This is a genomic window from Bacteroides faecium (assembly GCF_012113595.1).
In the GTDB taxonomy this organism is placed as follows: Bacteria; Bacteroidota; Bacteroidia; order Bacteroidales; family Bacteroidaceae; genus Bacteroides; species Bacteroides faecium.
In genome coordinates, this window is the sequence record NZ_CP050831.1 from 550,145 (window position 1) to 570,687 (window position 20,543).

The window sequence follows — 20,543 nt, forward strand, 5'->3', positions numbered from 1 at the left end:
CAATTTTCCTGAGACAAAGGCCATACACTTAAATAAAAAGAAACAAAAAAAAGGAGCAATTACCTCATTCGGCAATCGCTCCTTCTCATATAGTCAATTGAATTGTATTATTCTACTTCATTGTAGTCGAGTACTGTTTTCTTATTTGCCAAGATACGGTCATACTCTTCTTTCGAACCAACGATCAATTTTTCATATTCACGCTGTCCTGTACCTGCCGGAATCAAGTGACCACAGATCACATTTTCCTTCATACCTTCAAGTTTATCAACCTTACCGTTAATAGCAGCTTCATTCAATACCTTCGTTGTTTCCTGGAAGGAAGCAGCCGACATAAAGCTTGAAGTCTGTAAAGCGGCACGTGTAATACCCTGAAGAATCTGAGTAGATGTAGCAGCCACAGCATCACGAACCTCAACAGGTTTCAAGTCACGGCGTTTCAGCATACTATTCTCATCACGCAGCTTACGGGCAGTTACAATCTGACCAGCTTGCATACTTTGAGAATCACCAGCGTCAACCACTACTTTCTTACCCCAGATACGGTCATTTTCTTCCATGAAGTCCAGCTTGTCTACAACTTGCTGTTCCAAGAAGCGAGTATCACCCGGTTCGTCAATCTGTACTTTACGCATCATTTGGCGAACGATAATCTCAAAGTGCTTATCATTGATCTTCACACCCTGCAGGCGGTATACATCCTGAACTTCATTCACGATATATTCCTGTACAGCTGTAGGACCTTTAATAGCCAGGATATCCGCAGGAGTAGTAGCACCATCAGACAATGGAGTACCAGCACGTACATAGTCGTTTTCCTGTACTAGAATCTGTTTGGACAATGCAACCAGATATTTCTTAACCTCACCTGTTTTGGAAGTTACGATGATCTCACGATTACCACGTTTAATCTTACCCATTGCAACCTCACCGTCAATTTCAGAAACGACAGCAGGGTTAGATGGATTACGAGCTTCAAACAATTCGGTAACACGAGGAAGACCACCCGTGATATCACCCGCTTTACCAACGGCACGCGGAATCTTCACAATTACTTCACCGGCTTTCACTTTCTGACCATTTTCGATAATCACGTGACCACCCACCGGCAAGTTGTAAGTACGTATCAAATCACCATCTTCTGTCAGGATATGAGCCGTAGGAACCTTCGTCTTATCCTTAGATTCAATAATGATAATTTCACGGAGACCTGTAGCTTCATCCGATTCAACCTTATAAGTAACGTTTTCAATTACGCCCTCAAATTCGATCTTACCGGTTGCTTCCGTGATAATAACAGCGTTGAACGGATCCCATTTAGCAATCAACTTGCCTTTTTCTACCAGTTCCCCATCACCTACATATAACGTTGAACCATAAGGAACGTTATGAGTAGAAAGAACGATACCGGTATTTACATCTACGAAACGAACTTCAGCCAAACGACCTACTACCACTTTCGCAGACTCACCCATTTCATCAACGATATCTACAGTACGCAACTCCTCAAACTCAAGACGAGCACTATTTTTAGCAACGATACTTGCATTTGCTGCGATATTGGCAGCAGTACCACCGGCGTGGAACGTACGCAATGTCAACTGTGTACCCGGCTCACCGATAGACTGAGCAGCGATTACTCCAACAGCTTCACCCTTCTGAACCATACGGCTCGTAGCCAAGTTACGTCCGTAACATTTTGCACAAACACCCTTTTTTGCTTCACAAGTTAATACCGAACGGATTTCAACACTCTCGATTGGAGAATTTTGAATCTTCTTACCGATTTCTTCGGTGATTTCTTCTCCACCGGCAACTATCAATTCGCCAGTAGTAGGATGAATAATATCATGTACAGAAACACGTCCCAAGATACGTTCATACAGAGTAGCAATAACTTCATCGTTATTCTTAAGGTCGGTACAAACTAATCCACGGAGTGTACCGCAGTCTTCTTCTGTAATAATCACATCATGTGATACATCCACCAGACGGCGAGTCAAATAACCGGCATCGGCAGTCTTCAAAGCGGTATCCGCCAAACCTTTACGAGCACCGTGGGTAGAGATAAAGTACTCCAATACCGAAAGTCCTTCTTTAAAGTTCGACAAGATCGGGTTCTCGATGATCTGACCACCTTCAGCACCTGCTTTCTGGGGTTTTGCCATCAAACCACGCATACCTGACAACTGACGAATCTGTTCTTTAGAACCACGGGCACCTGAATCAAGCATCATGTAAACAGAGTTAAATCCTTGATCATCCGAAGAAATAGTCTTCATCAAGATGTTAGACAACTCAGAGTTAACATGTGTCCAGATATCAATTACCTGATTGTAACGTTCGTTGTTGGTGATGAAACCCATATTATAGTTGTTTACAACTTGTTCTACTTCGTCGTAACCCTTTTGCACCAAAGTTTCTTTTTCCTTCGGAATGATAATATCACCCAAGTTGAATGACAGACCACCCTTGAACGCCATCTGATAACCCAAATTCTTGATCCCATCCAGGAAATCTGCAGCCTTAGCCACACCACATACCTTAATTACATCACTAATAATATCACGAAGAGATTTCTTAGAGATAATAGTATTGATATACCCTGCTTCAGGGGGAACGATTTCATTCACAATCACACGTCCTACTGAAGTTTCGCGCATTACGTCTACAATGTTACCATTTTCGTCTACGTCTTTCACGATTACTTTCACCGGAGCGTGAATATCCACTCTACCTTCATTATAAGCAATCAATGCTTCTTCCGGACCGTAGAATGTCAGACCTTCACCCTTTGCACCGGCACGTAACTTGGTAATATAGTATAGACCAAGAACCATATCCTGTGCAGGTACAGTGATAGGCGCACCATTTGCTGGATTCAAAATATTATGTGATTGAAGCATCAACATCTGTGCTTCAAGAATTGCTTCATTGCTCAAAGGCAAGTGAACAGCCATCTGGTCACCGTCAAAGTCGGCGTTGAATGCCGTACATGCCAACGGATGCAGCTGGATAGCTTTACCTTCAATCATTTTAGGCTGGAAAGCCTGGATACCCAAACGGTGCAATGTCGGAGCACGGTTCAACAGTACCGGATGTCCTTTCATTACATGTTCCAAAATGTCCCAAATCACCGGTTCCTTGCGGTCAACGATTTTTTTCGCAGACTTTACAGTCTTAACAATACCACGTTCGATGAGTTTGCGGATAATAAACGGTTTGTACAGTTCGGCAGCCATCAATTTAGGAATACCGCACTCACCCATTCTCAATTCAGGGCCAACGACGATTACTGAACGAGCAGAGTAGTCAACACGTTTACCCAACAAGTTCTGACGGAAACGTCCTTGCTTACCTTTCAAACTGTCGGACAGTGATTTCAACGGACGGTTGGCATCTGTCTTTACAGCGCTTGATTTACGTGAGTTATCAAACAAAGAATCAACAGATTCCTGAAGCATACGTTTTTCATTACGCAAGATTACTTCCGGAGCCTTGATTTCGATCAGTCGTTTCAAACGGTTGTTACGTATAATCACACGACGATAAAGGTCGTTCAAGTCAGATGTAGCAAAACGGCCACCATCCAACGGAACCAACGGACGAAGTTCGGGCGGGATAACCGGTACAATACGTACAATCATCCATTCCGGTTTGTTGCGTCCACGTGATGCACGGAACGATTCTACTACCTGAAGACGTTTCAACGCTTCATTCTTACGTTGCTGTGAAGCATCGTTACCTGCACGGTGACGTAATTCATAAGACTGAGCATCCAAGTCCAAACGAGCCAACAAATCATAGATAGCTTCAGCACCCATCTTAGCGATGAATTTGTTTGGATCATTATCTTCAAGATATTGATTGTCCTTTGGAAGTGTATCCAGAATATCCAGATATTCTTCTTCAGAAAGCAAATCATATTCAGCTACGCCATCTTCAGCTTTTACACCCGGCTGAATAACAACATAACGTTCGTAGTATATAATCGAATCCAGTTTTTTTGTCGGCAATCCGAGCAAATAACCGATTTTATTAGGGAGCGAACGGAAATACCAGATGTGAGCCACCGGCACAACCAGCTGGATATGTCCCATACGTTCACGACGCACCTTTTTCTCAGTAACTTCCACACCACAACGGTCGCAGACGATACCTTTATAACGGATACGTTTGTATTTACCGCAATGGCACTCATAGTCCTTGATAGGACCAAAAATGCGCTCGCAGAACAAACCGTCACGTTCAGGTTTGTATGTACGGTAATTAATGGTTTCAGGCTTCAAAACTTCACCACTCGAATTCTCTAGGATTTCTTCCGGGGAAGCCAGACCAATTGAGATCTTCGAGAAATTACTTTTCGACTTATTTTCTTTTCTAAAAGCCATACTCTATATAATTGAGATTTGATAATTGAATCATTGCAAATTGAAAAGACACGGATGTCAACAAGCCTTCATCGGCTTGTTGACATCACGTATTCTTCATTATATTATTCTAGGTTGATACTCAAACCTAAACCTCTCAACTCGTGTAACAATACGTTCAAGGATTCCGGTATACCAGGTTGCGGCATCGGTTCACCCTTCACTATTGCTTCATAAGCCTTCGAACGTCCTACCACGTCATCAGACTTGATAGTCAAAATTTCTTGCAGGATATGAGCAGCACCAAATCCTTCGAGTGCCCAAACCTCCATTTCTCCGAAACGCTGACCACCGAATTGTGCCTTACCACCAAGAGGTTGCTGAGTAATCAATGAGTACGGACCGATAGAACGAGCATGCATCTTATCTTCAACCATGTGGCCTAACTTCAACATATAAGTTACACCCACAGTTGCCGGCTGGTCAAACTGCTCACCTGTACCACCATCACAAAGATAAGTTTTACAGTAGCGCGGCAATCCTGCCTTGTCTGTCCATACATTCAAGTCCTCCATTGTAGCACCATCAAAGATAGGAGTTGCAAACTTCACACCCAATGTCTTTCCGGCACGCCCAAGTACAGCTTCAAAAATCTGACCGATGTTCATACGAGAAGGCACACCCAGCGGATTCAAAACAATATCAACCGGAGTACCGTCTGCCAAGAACGGCATATCTTCCTGACGTACGACACGTGACACAATACCCTTGTTACCGTGACGACCCGCCATCTTATCACCAACACCGATCTTACGTTTCTTAGCAATATATACTTTAGCCATCTGAATAATACCTGCAGGAAGTTCGTCACCGATAGTAATAGCAAACTTCTTACGCTTCAATTCAGCATCCAATTCTTTATATTTCTTGATGAAATTCATCACCAAATCACGAATCATACCGTTGATATGGTCGTCATTCGTCCAGTTACTTAACTGAATAGAAGTAAAGTCAAGTGAATCAAAGTCAGACGCGCTGAATTTAGAACCCTTAGCAATCACTTCCGCACCCAGATAATCTTTCACACCCTGAGAAGTCTTACCTTCTGTCAAAGTCATCAGTTTCTTAACCAGGATACGTTTCAAGTCTGCTACCTTTGATTCGAATTCATCATCGATCTTAGGCAACAATGCCTTATCTGCAAGCTTAGAGCTACGATTCTTGATAACACGTGAGAACAACTTCTTGTCGATAACAACACCTTTCAAAGAAGGAGAAGCTTTCAGTGAAGCATCTTTCACATCACCGGCCTTATCACCAAAGATTGCACGAAGCAGTTTTTCTTCAGGAGAAGGATCAGACTCACCTTTCGGAGTAATCTTACCGATCATGATATCACCCGGTTCGATACGGGCACCAATTCTTACGATACCGTTTTCGTCCAAGTCCTTAGTAGCTTCTTCACTCACATTCGGGATATCAGAAGTTAACTCTTCCATACCACGTTTTGTTTCACGAACTTCCAAAGAATATTCTTCTACGTGAATTGAAGTCAGCAAGTCTTCGCGTACTACACGTTCGTTCAAAACGATAGCATCCTCATAGTTGTAACCCTTCCAAGGCATATAAGCAACCAACAAGTTTTTACCTAGTGCCAGTTCACCCTTTTCAGTAGAATAACCTTCGGTCAATATATCACCTTTCTTCACACGTTGTCCTCTCTCACAAGTCGGGCGTAAGTCAATCGTCATGTTCTGATTGGTCTTACGGAATTTAGGCAATCTATATTCCTTCAAAGCAGATTCGAAGCTTACAAATTCTTCATCCTCTGTACGGTCATACAAAATACGAATCGTAGTAGCATCAACGTAGTCAACCACACCATCCCCTTCCGCAGTAACCTGCGTACGAGAATCTCTCACCAACTGACGTTCGATACCTGTACCAACAATCGGCGCCTCGCTTCTCAACAATGGAACTGCCTGACGCATCATGTTTGATCCCATCAATGCACGGTTAGCATCATCATGTTCCAGGAACGGAATCAATGAAGCTGCGATTGATGCAATCTGCTGAGGAGAAACGTCCATCAAGTCCACTTCCAGCGGTTCAACAACCGGGAAATCAGCATCCTGACGAGACTTAACTTTATTACGCACGAATGTACCGTCATCATTCAACGGAGCATTCCCCTGTGCAATAACCTTTTCTTCCTCTTCTTCAGCAGTCAGATAAATCAGACCGTTATCAGAAAGATCCACTTTTCCGTTATCTACCTTACGATACGGAGTTTCAATGAATCCGAGTTCATTAATTTTTGCGAATACACACAATGAGGAAATCAAACCGATGTTCGGACCTTCAGGAGTCTCAATCGGACAAAGACGACCATAGTGTGTGTAGTGAACGTCACGAACCTCAAATCCGGCACGTTCACGGGAAAGACCACCAGGACCCAGTGCAGACATACGACGCTTGTGCGTGATTTCAGCTAGCGGGTTTGTCTGGTCCATGAATTGAGACAAGGCATTCGTTCCGAAGAAAGAGTTGATTACAGAAGAAATAGTCTTCGCGTTAATCAAATCAATCGGAGTGAACACTTCATTGTCGCGAACATTCATACGTTCACGAATCGTACGGGACATACGAGCCAAACCAACAGCAAACTGGTTAGAAAGCTGTTCGCCCACTGTACGCACACGACGATTACTCAAGTGGTCAATATCATCCACATCTGCCTTAGAGTTAATCAACTCAATCAGATATTTGATGATTTCAATGATATCTTCCTTCGTGAGGACACGCACGTCCATATCAGTCGTCAAATTCAACTTCTTGTTGATTCTGTAACGACCTACATCACCAAGGTCATATCTTTTTTCTGAGAAGAACAAGTTGTTGATAACTTCACGTGCACTTGCGTCATCGGCCGGATCGGCATTACGCAACTGACGATAGATATACAACACAGCCTCCTTTTCCGAGTTACTCGGGTCCTTCTGCAGCGTATTATATATAATAGAGAAATCGGACTGGTTCGGTTCATCCTTATGCAAAAGAATATTCTGAACTCCCGACTCCAGGATTTCATCCACGTGCACTTCTTCCAATACAGTTTCACGGTCGATAATAACTTCGTTACGCTCGATAGAAACCACTTCACCGGTATCTTCATCAACGAAATCTTCAATCCATGTTTTCAAGACACGTGCAGCCAGCTTGCGGCCCAGCACTTTCTTCAGATTTGTCTTGTTAACCTTCACATCTTCTGCAAGGTTGAAAATTTCAAGAATATCTTTGTCATTCTCGAAGCCAATCGCACGCAATAGTGTAGTTACCGGCAATTTCTTCTTACGGTCAATGTATGCGTACATCACATTATTGATGTCAGTAGCAAACTCAATCCACGAACCTTTAAACGGAATAATACGAGCCGAATAAAGTTTCGTACCATTGGCATGTACACTTTGGCCGAAGAACACACCCGGAGAACGGTGAAGCTGTGACACAACTACACGTTCGGCACCGTTAATGACGAAAGTAGCCTTATCAGTCATGTAAGGAATCGGTCCGAGGAATACGTCCTGAATCACCGTATCAAAATCCTCATGGTCGGGATCCGTACAGTAAAGCTTAAGTTTCGCTTTTAAAGGAACACTATAAGTGAGCCCACGCTCTATACAATCATCGATGGTATAACGCGGCGGATCAATATAATAGTCCAGAAACTCAAGAACAAAATTGTTTCTAGTATCGGCAATAGGGAAGTTTTCAGCAAATACTTTATACAATCCCTCATTCTTACGCTTTTCAGGTGGGGTATCTAATTGTAGAAAGTCTTGGAATGACTTCAATTGTACTTCCAGGAAATCCGGATATTCGAGCGGATTCTTAGTCGAAGCAAAATTAACTCTTTGATTTACAGTATTTGAAGACATCTATTAATGAATTTGGAGAACTTAATTTGAAATATATACACAAAAAGGTTAAGAATCCTCTTGCGAAGGATTCCTAACCGAATTACCTGATTACCAGGCCAATGTTATTTAAGTTCAACTTCAGCTCCAGCTTCTTCCAATGTTTTCTTCAATGATTCTGCTTCGTCTTTAGCCAAACCTTCTTTAACTGTGCTAGGAGCACCGTCTACCAAGTCTTTAGCTTCTTTCAAACCTAGGCCACAAGCTTCCTTAACGGCTTTAACAACCTGAAGTTTAGCTGCACCAGCGCTTTTCAACACTACGTCGAAAGAAGTTTGTTCTTCTACAGCAGCAGCACCAGCTGCAGGACCAGCAGCAACAGCAACAGCTGCAGCAGCAGGTTCAATACCGTATTCATCTTTAAGGATAGTTGCAAGTTCATTAACTTCTTTTACTGTCAAGTTAACCAATTGTTCTGCAAAAGCTTTCAAATCTGCCATTTTTTGTATGATTTTAATTGTTTAAATACTTTGTTGTTTTTTGAAAATTATTCGGGTCTCTCACCAAGTGTTTTGAGTACGCCGTGAATGGTGTTACCACCTGATTGAAGAGCAGAAATAACATTCTTGGCCGGAGATTGCAACAAGGCAATAACATCAGCGATAACTTCATTCTTACTCTTGATTGCAACGAGAGCATCCAATTGATCTGCACCAACGTAGAAGCTTTCTTCTGCATATGCAGCTTTCAGTCCGGGAATACCATCTTTCGCTTTATCTTTGATAAGTTTAGCAGGAACGTTTGCAATGTTGCTAAACATAACGGCTGTAGTACCTTTCAAAGAATTGTAAAGAGGTGAAAAGTCTTCTTCCAGGCTTTCCAGTGCCTTGTGAAGCAGCGTGTTTTTAACCAACATCAATTTGATGTCAGATTTAAAACAATCTCTTCTCAGTGCGCTGGTAGCAGCAGCGTTCATAGCTGTAACATCTACCAAATAGAAGTGACCATATTCCTTTACTGTAGCAGCAATTTGCTCTATAATCGTACTTTTATCTTCCTTTCTCATTTTTTCTCTGTTTTATTAGATTTCATCCACTGATTTCGGGTCGATTTTGATACCCGCACTCATTGTACTAGAAAGATAAATACTCTTAATATACGTACCCTTTGCCGCAGTCGGTTTCAGTTTGTTCAGAGTAGAGATAAACTCTTTCGCATTGTCGCGAATCTGATCAGGACTGAATGATACCTTACCGATAGAAGTATGAACGATACCGCTCTTATCAACTTTAAAGTCGATTTTACCTTGTTTTACTTCTTTTACAGCCTTAGCAACATCCATAGTTACAGTACCACTCTTCGGGTTCGGCATCAATCCACGAGGACCAAGTACGCGACCGAGTGCACCAATTTTACCCATGATAGATGGCATAGTGATGATAACATCAATATCAGTCCATCCACCTTTGATCTTTTCAATATATTCGTCAAGACCAACATAGTCAGCGCCAGCTTCTTTTGCAGCAGCTTCAGCATCCGGTGTACAAAGTACCAATACACGTACTTCTTTACCAGTACCATGAGGAAGTGAAACAACACCTCTCACCATCTGGTTAGCTTTACGTGGATCAACACCTAAACGTACATCTATATCCAGTGAAGCATCAAACTTGGAGAAAGTAATTTCTTTCACCAGAGATGCAGCTTCTTTCAGTGAGTATGCTTTCCCTGCTTCAATCTTTTCTGCAGCTAACTTTTGATTTTTTGTCAGTTTACCCATTACAATTGAAGTTTATTAGTTATTAACCGGGAACTCCCCTTTTACAGCGATACCCATACTTCTAGCTGTACCTGCAACCATTCTCATGGCAGCTTCCACAGTAAAACAGTTCAAGTCAACCATTTTGTCCTGAGCAATCGTACGAACTTGTTCCCAAGTAAGCTCGGCAACTTTCTTACGGTTAGGCTCAGCAGAACCACTCTTTACCTTAGCTACTTCAAGTAATTGAATAGCAACGGGAGGAGTCTTGATTACAAAATCGAAAGACTTATCTGCGTAGTAAGTAATGATAACAGGTAAAATCTTACCTGCCTTGTCTTGGGTTCTGGCATTGAATTGCTTGCAAAATTCCATGATATTGATACCCTTAGAACCTAGAGCAGGTCCAACTGGGGGGGATGGATTTGCAGCGCCTCCTTTAATCTGTAATTTGATTAGTCCAGCAACTTCTTTAGCCATTTTTTTATTGATTTATATATAAACATTAAACGAAGAACAACAACAGCGTAACAATTCCGCGTTATTCTTTTTCCACTTGCATAAAGCCTAATTCAAGCGGCGTTTTGCGCCCGAATATCTTCACCATGACCTTCAGTTTCTTTTTTTCACTATTCACTTCTTCAATGATGCCACTGAATCCGCTGAAAGGACCAAAAGTAACCTTTACAGTTTCACCAACCACGTATGGAATATTGAGTTCTTCACCCGTTTCCTGCAGTTCGTCAACTGTACCAAGTATACGATTCACTTCTGACTGTCTGAGGGGCACCGGTTTTTCGGAGCCACCAAGAAAGCCTATCACATTCGGAGTGTTGCGCAAGTGGTGAGAAACCTCACCAACCAAAGCAGCCTCCACCAAAACGTAACCAGGAAGATAACTTCTTTCCTTCACAATTTTTTTGCCATTGCGAACCTGGTACACCTTTTCAGTAGGAATCAATACCTGAGATACATATTCACTAAGGTCGCTGTTTTTAAGATCAGCTTCAAGATATTCCTTTACCTTAGCTTCTTTACCACTAATAGCACGCAGAACGTACCATTTTTTTTCAATCTCAGCCATTTTTAATTCCTATTTTTTTAATGTGGATAAACAATTTTTTCCATGAAGTTCTGGAAACAGACATCCATACCCCATACTACCAATGCAATAAGCAGGGAAGCATATAAAACAACTACTGCACTGTTAGCAAGTTCAGAATACGTAGGCCACGATACTTTATGAACAAGTTCGTCGTAAGATTCTTTAATATAAGCTATTACCTTTTTCATTTGAATAATATTAGCACGGGAGGAGAGGCTCGAACTCCCGACACCCGGTTTTGGAGACCGGTGCTCTACCAACTGAGCTACTCCCGTGTGTACATAATCAGTTCCCGATTAAAACCGGGAACTGATTAAATATTGTGTATTAGTCAAGAATTTCTGTAATCTGACCAGCACCTACCGTACGTCCACCTTCGCGGATAGCGAAACGAAGACCCGGGTTCAATGCAACTGGGTAGATCAACTCAACTGTGATAGTTACGTTATCACCCGGCATTACCATTTCTGTTCCTTCCGGCAAAGTGATTTCACCTGTACAGTCCATAGTACGCAAATAGAACTGAGGACGGTATTTGTTATGGAACGGAGTGTGACGACCACCTTCTTCTTTCTTCAGGATATAAACCTCAGCTTTGAATTTAGAGTGCGGTTTAATCTGACCTGGCTTACAAAGAACCATACCACGTTTGATTTCGTTCTTGTCAACACCACGAAGCAACAAACCTACGTTGTCACCAGCTTCACCTTGATCCAACAGTTTACGGAACATTTCAACACCAGTTACAACTGATTTCTTATCTTCACCTAAACCAAGGATTTCGATTTCATCACCTACGTGAATGATACCTGTTTCGATACGACCTGTTGCTACAGTACCACGACCTGTGATAGAGAACACGTCTTCAACCGGCATCAAGAATGGTTTATCAACATCACGCGGAGGCAGTGGAATCCAAGTATCAACAGCATCCATCAATTCCATTACTTTGTCTTCCCACTTTTCAACGCCATTCAATGCGCCAAGAGCAGAACCCTGGATGATAGGAGTATTATCGCCATCGAAGTCATAGAATGAAAGAAGTTCTCTCATTTCCATTTCTACAAGTTCCAACATTTCTTCATCATCAACCATATCGCACTTGTTCAAGAATACAACCAGACGAGGAACGTTTACCTGACGAGCCAACAAGATATGTTCGCGAGTCTGAGGCATCGGACCATCAGTTGCAGCACAAACGATGATAGCACCATCCATCTGAGCAGCACCAGTTACCATGTTCTTCACATAGTCGGCGTGTCCCGGACAGTCAACGTGTGCGTAGTGACGGTTAGCTGTTTCGTACTCAACGTGTGAAGTATTAATAGTAATACCTCTTTCTTTTTCTTCAGGAGCGTTGTCGATAGAATCGAAAGAACGCAATTCAGAAAGACCTTTTTTCGCCAACACAGTAGTGATAGCAGCTGTCAACGTTGTCTTACCGTGGTCTACGTGACCGATAGTACCAATGTTTACGTGCGGTTTGGTACGTTCAAATTTCTCTTTAGCCATAGCTTTACTTGTTATTTATTTGATTAATAATCAGCATTTACATCTTTATGAGCTGTTACCGGGATTTGAACCCGGGACCTCTTCCTTACCAAGGAAGTGCTCTACCACTGAGCTATAACAGCAAGAAAAAGAGCGGAAGACGGGGCTCAAACCCGCGACCCTCAGCTTGGAAGGCTAATGCTCTATCAACTGAGCTACTTCCGCATTCTCGCCAAAGTTGTCACTCTGATTTTGTGGGCAAAGATGGATTCGAACCACCGAAGTCGAAAGACAGCAGATTTACAGTCTGCCCCATTTGGCCACTCTGGTATTTGCCCTTGTTTTCATTAAATAAAAGAACCAAAACAAACAATATGATAACAACCGTTGTTTTATCTTTATCCTTCATCTTTTGAGCCTCTTGTCGGATTCGAACCAACGACCCCGAGATTACAAATCACGTGCTCTGGCCAACTGAGCTAAAGAGGCATTCTAGCTAAAAAATGCAACCGTCACGATCTAACGCGAGCGAAACGGCTGCAAATTTAGTTATTTATTTCTTTTCCGCAAAATATTTGCGCTTTTTTTATTTGATACGTTGCTTTTCCTTGTATTTAACCAGCTGTTTGCCGAGCGCTTCCACATCCAAATCAATTGCTTCTTCAAATGTGTCGCACACTTTGCTTGCATAAAACTCTCCATTTGGAATAAGAATCTTAATGCCCGCTTCTTTGTTATCAGCGACTTCCGGCTTAACTACCTTTAATGACACCTCTACTTTCTTTATATCTTCGTAATATTTTTCCAACTTAGACACTTTCTTCTGAATAAATGCCTGCAATTGCTCTGACGCATCAAAGTGAATTGATTGAATTCTAATATCCATACTTACCTCCTTGTTTTTAAGCTCTTGGATGAGCTTGTTTATACACTTTTTTAAGTTCTTCAAATGTAGCGTGCGTATAAATCTCGGTAGTTGTTATACTCTCGTGACCCAAAAGTTCTTTTACCGCACCCAACTCCGCCTCATTATTCAGCATCGTGGTAGCAAAAGTATGCCTCAACACGTGAGGACTCTTTTTTTTCAGCGTCGCCACCTTTGACAGGTTCCGTTTCACTAAATTATAGACTAGATTCTTATAAAGCCGTTCGCCATTCTCTCTTACAAAGAAAGCCTCCGACCTTACCGAAATCTTCTCGTTTCTTATATCAATATATCCAAGCAACAAACCCCGCAGCTCATCGCCAAACGGAATCAAACGCTGCTTATTTCTTTTCCCGGTCACTTTCAGAAGAGAAGCCGAAAAATCCACATCCTTATCATCCAAACCTATTAATTCAGAAAGTCTCATACCGGTAGCATAAAACACTTCAATAATCAATCGGTCCCGACAACCTTTAAATCCCTCGCCAAAATCCGTATCATCCAACAATCGGTTCATTTCGTTTTCTTTCAAAAACACAGGCAACGGCTTTTTGTTCTTAGGCCCCTTTATTCTGCATAAAGGATCTATTGCCGTCTCTCCTTGCCTTAAAAGATACTTATAAAACGTCCGGAGCGAACTTAGCTTACGATTTACAGAAGTTGAGGTATATCCTCTATCCATCAATGAAACAATCCATTCACGAACAAGCTCAGCCTCGACCTTCAGCGGATCAAATTTTCCATACTCTTCCTGAGCAAACTCCTGCAGTTGCTTTATATCTTCACCGTACGCAAGAACGGTTTTTTCCGAATAATTCCGCTCATACTGGAGATAATCAAGAAAAGATTCTATCAACATAATATCGCTACATCTAAAATCGTGCAACGAATGTATGAAAAGAATTCAATAATTCAAAGGAAATTACGAATTATTAATCTTCTATTTGCTGAAGTTTTTGTACGTAAACTGCACGTTCTCTCTTAAGTCTGTTAGTTACAGACGGTTTGTCAAACTGCTGTCTGCGTCTCAATTCTTTCACGATGCCAGTTTTCTCAAATTTTCTTTTAAACTTCTTCAGCGATTTCTCAATGTTTTCGCCTTCTTTTACAGGTACTACAATCATTTTGTTACTATTAATATGTTATGATTAAAAATTTCCGCAGTCAAATTGCGCCGCAAAATTACACATACTTTCTTTATTCACAAAACTTTCGGCAAATATTTCTCAAAAACTATTCATAAACAAGGCATTAAACACAGAAAGTTAGTACCTTTGAGTCACTTATGTACCAATTATAATATTATAAAGTATGAAACAGAGTATAAAAGAGAGATTGCATGCGCTGCGCATGACATTCCAACCCAACTACATCAAGGCGTTTATCATTCCCAGCACTGATCCGCACCTGAGCGAATATGTAGCCCCTCATTGGATGTCACGCGAATGGATTTCCGGTTTTACCGGCTCTGCGGGAACTGTCGTCGTATTAATGGATAAAGCCGGATTATGGACAGACTCCCGCTACTTTCTGCAAGCCGGGGAAGAGTTGGAAGGCAGTGGCATTACCTTATATAAAGAGATGTTGCCGGAAACTCCAAGTATCACAGAGTTTCTCTGCCAGAACTTAAAACCGGGCGAATCCGTAAGCATAGACGGGAAAATGTTCTCCGTGCAACAGGTGGAACAGATGAAAGAAGAACTTGCAGCACATCAGTTACAGGTCGACATATTTGGCGATCCATTGCAAAGTATATGGAAAGACCGCCCTTCCATACCCGATTCTCCTGCTTTCATCTACGATATCAGCTATGCAGGAAAAAGTTGTGAAGAAAAGATTGCCGCTATCCGTGCGGAGTTGAAGAAGAAAGGAATTTACGCTTTATTCTTATCGGCTTTGGACGAAATAGCATGGACTCTTAATCTGCGGGGAAGTGATGTACATTGCAATCCGGTTGTAGTCAGCTATTTACTAGTCACACAGGATGAAGTTACTTATTTTATATCACCGGAGAAAGTCACTCAAGAGGTCGAGTCTTATTTAAAAGAACAGCATGTAAACCTGTATGATTACAATAAAGTAGAGAACTTTCTAAACAGTTTTAGTGGCAAGAATATCCTTATCGACCCCAGGAAAACAAATTTCGCAATTTATTCCGCCATCAATCCTAAGTGTTTGATTGTTCGTGGAGAGTCTCCTGTGGCATTATTGAAAGCGATTCGCAATGAACAGGAAATTGCCGGCATTCATGCCGCTATGCAGAAGGATGGCGTAGCGCTCGTCAAGTTTCTCAAATGGTTGGAAGAGTCAGTTCCTTCCGGCAAAGAAACGGAGTTGAGCGTAGACAAAAAGCTACATGAATTCAGAGCTGCCCAACCTCTTTATATGGGTGAAAGCTTCGACACAATTGCGGGATACAAAGAACACGGAGCAATTGTGCATTATTCGGCAACACCGGAAAGTGACGTAATACTCCAACCGAAAGGATTTCTACTTTTAGATTCAGGAGCGCAGTATCTGGACGGGACAACCGACATCACACGAACGATTGCATTAGGCGAACTTACCGAGGAAGAAAAAACAGACTATACCTTAATATTAAAGGGGCATATTGCGTTAGCGATGGCTAAGTTTCCTGCCGGAACCCGCGGCGCCCAACTCGATGTATTGGCACGTATGCCGATTTGGAATCACGGGATGAATTTCCTTCATGGCACAGGACATGGGGTCGGTCATTTCCTCAGCGTACACGAGGGACCGCAAAGTATCCGCATGAACGAAAACCCCGTTGTACTACAACCGGGCATGGTTACTTCTAACGAACCGGGAGTTTATAAAGCCGGAAGCCACGGAATACGCACAGAGAACCTGACGCTAGTTTGCAAAGAAAAAGAAGGTATGTTCGGAGATTATCTCAAGCTTGAAACAATTACTCTATGCCCTATCTGCAAGAAAGGGATAATCAAGGAGATGCTGACAAATGAAGAAATCGGATGGCTGAACAGTTACCATCAGACTGTCTACGAGAAACTATCTCCGAATCTTAGCGAAGAAGAAAAAGTCTGGCTACAAGAGGCGACTGCTTCCATTTAAACAGAACTTGTCTGACACCCGGGTGTCAGCATACCCGACACCCGGATCTCAGGTTATCCAAGACCCGGGTGTCAGGACGTCTGAGACCCGGGTGTCAGGTAACATTCAATTGCATTAAATAAAAAACCTCATTAGAAACAAATAGTTTATGGCTTTAATCAAATCAGTACGGGGATTCACTCCCGAAATCGGAGAGAACTGCTTCCTCGCAGACAACGCAACTATCATAGGAGATGTAAAAATAGGAAATGATTGCAGCATCTGGTTTAGTACCGTATTGCGCGGTGACGTCAACTCCATACGAATAGGAAACGGAGTAAACATACAGGACGGGAGCGTGCTACATACATTATATCAGAAATCAATTATCGAAATCGGCGACCATGTTTCCGTGGGACATAATGTTACCATTCACGGAGCAACTATCAAAGATTATGCTTTGGTCGGAATGGGGTCGACCATACTAGACCATGCTGTAGTTGGCGAAGGGGCCATTGTTGCCGCCGGCTCCTTGGTTCTAAGTAACACAGTAATCGAACCTGGAAGTATTTGGGGCGGAGTACCTGCCAAATTTATAAAAAAGGTAGATCCAGAACAGGCCAAAGAGCTGAATCAAAAGATAGCACACAATTATCTGATGTATTCGCAATGGTATAAATAGAGGAGTAATTTTCCTGCGTGCAGACTAGTATAGCCTGCACGTCCTATTTTATTGGTTATAATCCCCAGCAAAACGATACAATATCATCGAGTAGCATTTTATTCATATTATTTAGTCTATTGGCTATTTTATATTTACGAACAATTCGTAACTTTGCGAAACATTCGTAGAATCATAAAGTCAGATAAGCCGAACTCACACAGAACAATTAATAATATTATAAAATCGCTACTATGAACAAGTTAATCATTACCCTCTATTTGTCTTTGCTATGCAGCATTGCACAAGCACAACTTCCCGTTCCTGAATATCAGAAAGGAAAAGCCATCCTGAGTGGCACAATTGCAAATTACAATCCAGCCGACAATCTGATGTTCAAAATCGGAGCTCCCAATATCGTGATGGGATCTGCCGAAACTCTTTTTCCCACTGTCGAAGCAGACGGGAGTTTCAAAATCGACATTCCCCTCTACCACAGTACACAAATACGGATAATAATAGGAAACGCTGACTTTGTCATCTTGCTTAGTCCTGAAAAAGAGACGAATGTGGCTATCAATCTGAGTAATCCGAAAGGAAAACAATTCATATTCAACGGACAATATGCCACCATCAACAACGAATGGTGCCAACCGGAACTGAAAACAAAGATACCACCTGTTTATAGAGACGGCGATATGCTGGACTCTATTTTAGGCATCAGCGCCAACGAATTTAAGAAACGCTGCATAGACCAATACCAACAGTACATAGCACATAACAACGCACAACTACAATTTAGCGAAGATACCCGCACACTTGCCAATCTCTCATGCACATTCGATTGTATGGAGAACTTATATGCAACCCGTTATTGCCTGCAAACAGCCTATCAGAAAAAGAAAAACATCACATGGGAGCAAGCCGTTGCCGCCTTTGCCGATTTTGACTATCCTGCCGACTTCTATGACTTCTTAAAGATTCTTCCTGTCAACCATCCGTTAGCGCTCTATTGCTACAATTATCGCAATGCAATTTCAGCGGATCTCTACGAGCTACACCACGATCCGCTAATGTTCGAGAAATATTTATTGGCAAAAGCTACGCTTACCCAAGAAGAACAGACGCTTATTCGCCAACATGAGATAGCCTTCAAAACAGGTACCGCCTTCCAGCAAGGAAGTGAACTGATGGCACTTAGTGTAAAATACTCCAAAGAGGATGAACAATTCAGATGGGAATTATTTTCCAAAGCAAAAGAACGCCTTAGCAATATCATGCAAGACAGCACTTGCTTAATTGTCGACTACCTACGGGCAGTCTATATGCGCTCCAGCCTCTACAACCTGAAGCCACTGACTACCCTACAGGAAACTATGGCTTCGGAAATTACAAATCCTATTTTCCTGGGAATTATTCAAGATATGAACCGACAGATACAGCCCCGCCGGAAAACAATCACAAAAGAGCCCAATATCTGCAAAGCACCTGAAGTAGCGGAAGAAGAGTTGCTCGACTCCCTCATTGCCCGCCACAAAGGGAAAGTACAATTTATCGATTTTTGGGCTACCTGGTGCGGCGGTTGCCGAAGGATGATTAAAGAATATGAGCCAGTCAAAAAGGAATTGGGTGAAGAGGTGGCGTTCGTCTACCTTACCGGCCCCAGCTCAATAGAAAAAACTTGGAAGATACTCATACAAGACATTCCCGGCGAACACTACTGGCTAAACGAAAAACAATGGGGCTATCTCTGGAAACATTTTCAGATGTCAGGATTACCAATGTATCTGGTGATAGACAAGCAGGGAAATATAGCAAAACGGTTCATCCACGTGACACGGAAAGAACTGGAAGAAATATTAAAGCAAGAAATCAATAAATAGCAGGCTAACAGCAAGACGTGATGAAAAATAAAAACTCCATGAGGTTTGTGTTCAAATTACTACTGACTTTTGCCACAACCTCATGGAGATAAATTTGATTTCCAATGCCTCATGAAAGGCAGTCTGTATTTAGAAATTTATCATATGCATTATCTTCTCCGTCGCTCCGGCATTGCTAGTCACATAATAACCGGCATTCGTTCCGGTTTCACGCAAGAACATCTCATCCGTAAGAAAACGGTCTAATAAAGTTTTCAGTTCGTCGTAATCCTTAATAGAGTAAGCACCTTTTGCTTCAAGCAGTTGTACAGCTTCCATAAACTTCTGATATTTCGGCCCGAAGATTACAGGAATGCCATATACGGCGGCTTCCAGTGTATTGTGGATACCCACGCCAAAGCCACCGCCGACATAAGCTATTTCTCCATACCGATAAATGGAAGAGAGCAATCCGAAACAGTCTATAATCAGACAGTCCGCTTTCAACACATTCTTTTCGTCAGCACGGGTATAGCGTACATACGGACGTTTCAGTTTGCTGATTATTTCTACCAGATGATTCTCGTCTATCACGTGCGGAGCGATAATCAATTTCATTTCCGGGTGGCTGTTGAAGTATTCGAGGAATAAATCTTCGTCCGGCCCCCAAGAGCTTCCGGCAACAAAAGTAAAGGCATTGCCTCCTTTGAATTTCTCTACCAACGGAAGGTCTTTGGCCTCCTCGCGGATCTGCAACACCCGATCGAAGCGGGTATCACCCACTACCGTCACACGATTGATACCGATCTTTGACAAATAACGTTTTGAAGCCTCATTCTGCACAAACATATGATCAAAGTCTTTCAGTACACTGCGGTAAGTTCCACCGTACCACTTAAAGAATATTTGTTCGCGACGGAAGATGGACGATACACTATATACCGGAATACGGCGTTTGTGAAGTTCATCCAAATAATTCTTCCAGAACTCATACTTGATAAAGAACGCCATGCAAGGATTCGCGATATCAAGGAACTTCTTCACATTCCTCGGTTTGTCAAACGGCAGATAACAGACAATGTCCGCTCCCCGGTAGTGCTTGCGCACTTCATAACCGGAAGGAGAAAAAAATGTCAGTAATATCTTATAGTCAGGATACTTTGCCCGAATCATTTCAATCAAGGGACGCCCCTGCTCAAACTCACCCAGAGAAGCAGCATGGAACCAGATATAGCGCTCCCCTTTCTCCACTTGTTGGCGCAGAAGTTCATATACCACCCAATGCCCCTTCATCATCTTTCGGGGCTTGCGGCTAAACGGAGCAGCTAAATGAACGATAAAGTCATAAATGACTATTGCCAGGTCGTAAAGCATAGTACTG

Annotated in this window: 16 protein-coding genes and 5 tRNA genes; 3 read left to right on the forward strand and 18 right to left on the reverse strand. The window is 42.3% G+C overall.

From position 1 onward, the window contains the following. Positions 1 to 107: 107 nt before the first annotated feature. The 17 genes from rpoC to rpsU form a co-directional block, all read right to left on the reverse strand. Positions 108 to 4,391 carry a DNA-directed RNA polymerase subunit beta' gene (gene rpoC / locus BacF7301_RS02290; protein WP_167959833.1) on the reverse strand — a complete coding sequence of 1,428 codons (4,284 nt, stop codon included), beginning with the start codon at positions 4,389 to 4,391 and terminating at the stop codon, positions 108 to 110. 104 nt (positions 4,392 to 4,495) lie between these two features. Beyond that, on the reverse strand, positions 4,496 to 8,308 hold the full coding sequence (rpoB, locus tag BacF7301_RS02295) for a DNA-directed RNA polymerase subunit beta (protein ID WP_167959836.1): 3,813 nt from the start codon (positions 8,306 to 8,308) through the stop codon (positions 4,496 to 4,498). 104 nt (positions 8,309 to 8,412) lie between these two features. Next, positions 8,413 to 8,787 (reverse strand): 50S ribosomal protein L7/L12, encoded by a 375-nt coding sequence (gene rplL, locus BacF7301_RS02300; protein WP_044655862.1) that lies wholly within the window; start codon positions 8,785 to 8,787, stop codon positions 8,413 to 8,415. A gap of 47 nt (positions 8,788 to 8,834) precedes the next feature. Continuing rightward, on the reverse strand, positions 8,835 to 9,353 hold the full coding sequence (gene rplJ, locus BacF7301_RS02305) for a 50S ribosomal protein L10 (RefSeq protein WP_167959838.1): 519 nt from the start codon (positions 9,351 to 9,353) through the stop codon (positions 8,835 to 8,837). A gap of 15 nt (positions 9,354 to 9,368) precedes the next feature. After that, positions 9,369 to 10,067, reverse strand: a complete 699-nt coding sequence (gene rplA / locus BacF7301_RS02310; protein WP_004296360.1) for a 50S ribosomal protein L1 — start codon at positions 10,065 to 10,067, stop codon at positions 9,369 to 9,371. Between the two features lie 15 nt (positions 10,068 to 10,082). Beyond that, complete coding sequence (rplK, locus tag BacF7301_RS02315) at positions 10,083 to 10,526, reverse strand: 50S ribosomal protein L11 (RefSeq protein WP_004296361.1); 444 nt, start codon at positions 10,524 to 10,526, stop codon at positions 10,083 to 10,085. Between the two features lie 61 nt (positions 10,527 to 10,587). Continuing rightward, positions 10,588 to 11,130 carry a transcription termination/antitermination protein NusG gene (gene nusG, locus BacF7301_RS02320; protein ID WP_044655864.1) on the reverse strand — a complete coding sequence of 181 codons (543 nt, stop codon included), beginning with the start codon at positions 11,128 to 11,130 and terminating at the stop codon, positions 10,588 to 10,590. 17 nt (positions 11,131 to 11,147) lie between these two features. Then, entirely contained in the window at positions 11,148 to 11,339 is a 192-nt protein-coding gene (gene secE / locus BacF7301_RS02325; protein WP_004296363.1) for a preprotein translocase subunit SecE, read from the reverse strand. Positions 11,340 to 11,353: 14 nt separating this feature from the next. Next, positions 11,354 to 11,426: transfer RNA gene (locus BacF7301_RS02330), tRNA-Trp, on the reverse strand. 52 nt (positions 11,427 to 11,478) lie between these two features. Then, positions 11,479 to 12,663: an elongation factor Tu gene (gene tuf, locus BacF7301_RS02335; protein WP_167959840.1), complete on the reverse strand. Its 1,185-nt coding sequence runs from the start codon at positions 12,661 to 12,663 to the stop codon at positions 11,479 to 11,481. A gap of 50 nt (positions 12,664 to 12,713) precedes the next feature. Next, a tRNA-Thr gene (locus BacF7301_RS02340) sits at positions 12,714 to 12,785 on the reverse strand. A 9-nt stretch (positions 12,786 to 12,794) separates the two neighbouring features. Next, a tRNA-Gly gene (locus BacF7301_RS02345) sits at positions 12,795 to 12,867 on the reverse strand. A 30-nt stretch (positions 12,868 to 12,897) separates the two neighbouring features. Next, positions 12,898 to 12,980: transfer RNA gene (locus BacF7301_RS02350), tRNA-Tyr, on the reverse strand. Positions 12,981 to 13,057: 77 nt separating this feature from the next. Further along, positions 13,058 to 13,131: transfer RNA gene (locus tag BacF7301_RS02355), tRNA-Thr, on the reverse strand. A 97-nt stretch (positions 13,132 to 13,228) separates the two neighbouring features. Beyond that, positions 13,229 to 13,528, reverse strand: a complete 300-nt coding sequence (gene hpf, locus BacF7301_RS02360) for a ribosome hibernation-promoting factor, HPF/YfiA family (protein WP_044655866.1) — start codon at positions 13,526 to 13,528, stop codon at positions 13,229 to 13,231. A gap of 16 nt (positions 13,529 to 13,544) precedes the next feature. After that, positions 13,545 to 14,426 (reverse strand): tyrosine recombinase XerC, encoded by an 882-nt coding sequence (gene xerC, locus BacF7301_RS02365; protein WP_167959843.1) that lies wholly within the window; start codon positions 14,424 to 14,426, stop codon positions 13,545 to 13,547. Positions 14,427 to 14,499: 73 nt separating this feature from the next. Continuing rightward, complete coding sequence (rpsU, locus tag BacF7301_RS02370; protein WP_022137136.1) at positions 14,500 to 14,691, reverse strand: 30S ribosomal protein S21; 192 nt, start codon at positions 14,689 to 14,691, stop codon at positions 14,500 to 14,502. 187 nt (positions 14,692 to 14,878) lie between these two features. Here rpsU and BacF7301_RS02375 point away from each other — a divergent pair, with 187 nt between their 5' ends. From BacF7301_RS02375 to BacF7301_RS02385, 3 genes are all read left to right on the forward strand, one after another. After that, complete coding sequence (locus BacF7301_RS02375; RefSeq protein WP_167959845.1) at positions 14,879 to 16,660, forward strand: aminopeptidase P family protein; 1,782 nt, start codon at positions 14,879 to 14,881, stop codon at positions 16,658 to 16,660. Positions 16,661 to 16,808: 148 nt separating this feature from the next. Continuing rightward, complete coding sequence (locus tag BacF7301_RS02380) at positions 16,809 to 17,321, forward strand: gamma carbonic anhydrase family protein (RefSeq protein ID WP_167959847.1); 513 nt, start codon at positions 16,809 to 16,811, stop codon at positions 17,319 to 17,321. Between the two features lie 233 nt (positions 17,322 to 17,554). Then, positions 17,555 to 19,183 carry a TlpA family protein disulfide reductase gene (locus tag BacF7301_RS02385; protein ID WP_167959849.1) on the forward strand — a complete coding sequence of 543 codons (1,629 nt, stop codon included), beginning with the start codon at positions 17,555 to 17,557 and terminating at the stop codon, positions 19,181 to 19,183. A 129-nt stretch (positions 19,184 to 19,312) separates the two neighbouring features. Here BacF7301_RS02385 and BacF7301_RS02390 read toward each other — a convergent pair whose 3' ends face one another. Further along, positions 19,313 to 20,536, reverse strand: a complete 1,224-nt coding sequence (locus BacF7301_RS02390; RefSeq protein WP_167959851.1) for a 3-deoxy-D-manno-octulosonic acid transferase — start codon at positions 20,534 to 20,536, stop codon at positions 19,313 to 19,315. Positions 20,537 to 20,543: the final 7 nt, after the last annotated feature.

Bases quoted from the DNA above. Each gene is read 5' to 3' on its own strand.
- rpoC (WP_167959833.1), bottom strand. From the start codon at position 4,391: ATGGCTTTTAGAAAAGAAAATAAGTCGAAAAGTAATTTCTCGAAGATC.
- rpoB (WP_167959836.1), bottom strand. From the start codon at position 8,308: ATGTCTTCAAATACTGTAAATCAAAGAGTTAATTTTGCTTCGACTAAG.
- rplL (WP_044655862.1), bottom strand. From the start codon at position 8,787: ATGGCAGATTTGAAAGCTTTTGCAGAACAATTGGTTAACTTGACAGTA.
- rplJ (WP_167959838.1), bottom strand. From the start codon at position 9,353: ATGAGAAAGGAAGATAAAAGTACGATTATAGAGCAAATTGCTGCTACA.
- rplA (WP_004296360.1), bottom strand. From the start codon at position 10,067: ATGGGTAAACTGACAAAAAATCAAAAGTTAGCTGCAGAAAAGATTGAA.
- rplK (WP_004296361.1), bottom strand. From the start codon at position 10,526: ATGGCTAAAGAAGTTGCTGGACTAATCAAATTACAGATTAAAGGAGGC.
- nusG (WP_044655864.1), bottom strand. From the start codon at position 11,130: ATGGCTGAGATTGAAAAAAAATGGTACGTTCTGCGTGCTATTAGTGGT.
- secE (WP_004296363.1), bottom strand. From the start codon at position 11,339: ATGAAAAAGGTAATAGCTTATATTAAAGAATCTTACGACGAACTTGTT.
- tuf (WP_167959840.1), bottom strand. From the start codon at position 12,663: ATGGCTAAAGAGAAATTTGAACGTACCAAACCGCACGTAAACATTGGT.
- hpf (WP_044655866.1), bottom strand. From the start codon at position 13,528: ATGGATATTAGAATTCAATCAATTCACTTTGATGCGTCAGAGCAATTG.
- xerC (WP_167959843.1), bottom strand. From the start codon at position 14,426: ATGTTGATAGAATCTTTTCTTGATTATCTCCAGTATGAGCGGAATTAT.
- rpsU (WP_022137136.1), bottom strand. From the start codon at position 14,691: ATGATTGTAGTACCTGTAAAAGAAGGCGAAAACATTGAGAAATCGCTG.
- BacF7301_RS02375 (WP_167959845.1), top strand. From the start codon at position 14,879: ATGAAACAGAGTATAAAAGAGAGATTGCATGCGCTGCGCATGACATTC.
- BacF7301_RS02380 (WP_167959847.1), top strand. From the start codon at position 16,809: ATGGCTTTAATCAAATCAGTACGGGGATTCACTCCCGAAATCGGAGAG.
- BacF7301_RS02385 (WP_167959849.1), top strand. From the start codon at position 17,555: ATGAACAAGTTAATCATTACCCTCTATTTGTCTTTGCTATGCAGCATT.
- BacF7301_RS02390 (WP_167959851.1), bottom strand. From the start codon at position 20,536: ATGCTTTACGACCTGGCAATAGTCATTTATGACTTTATCGTTCATTTA.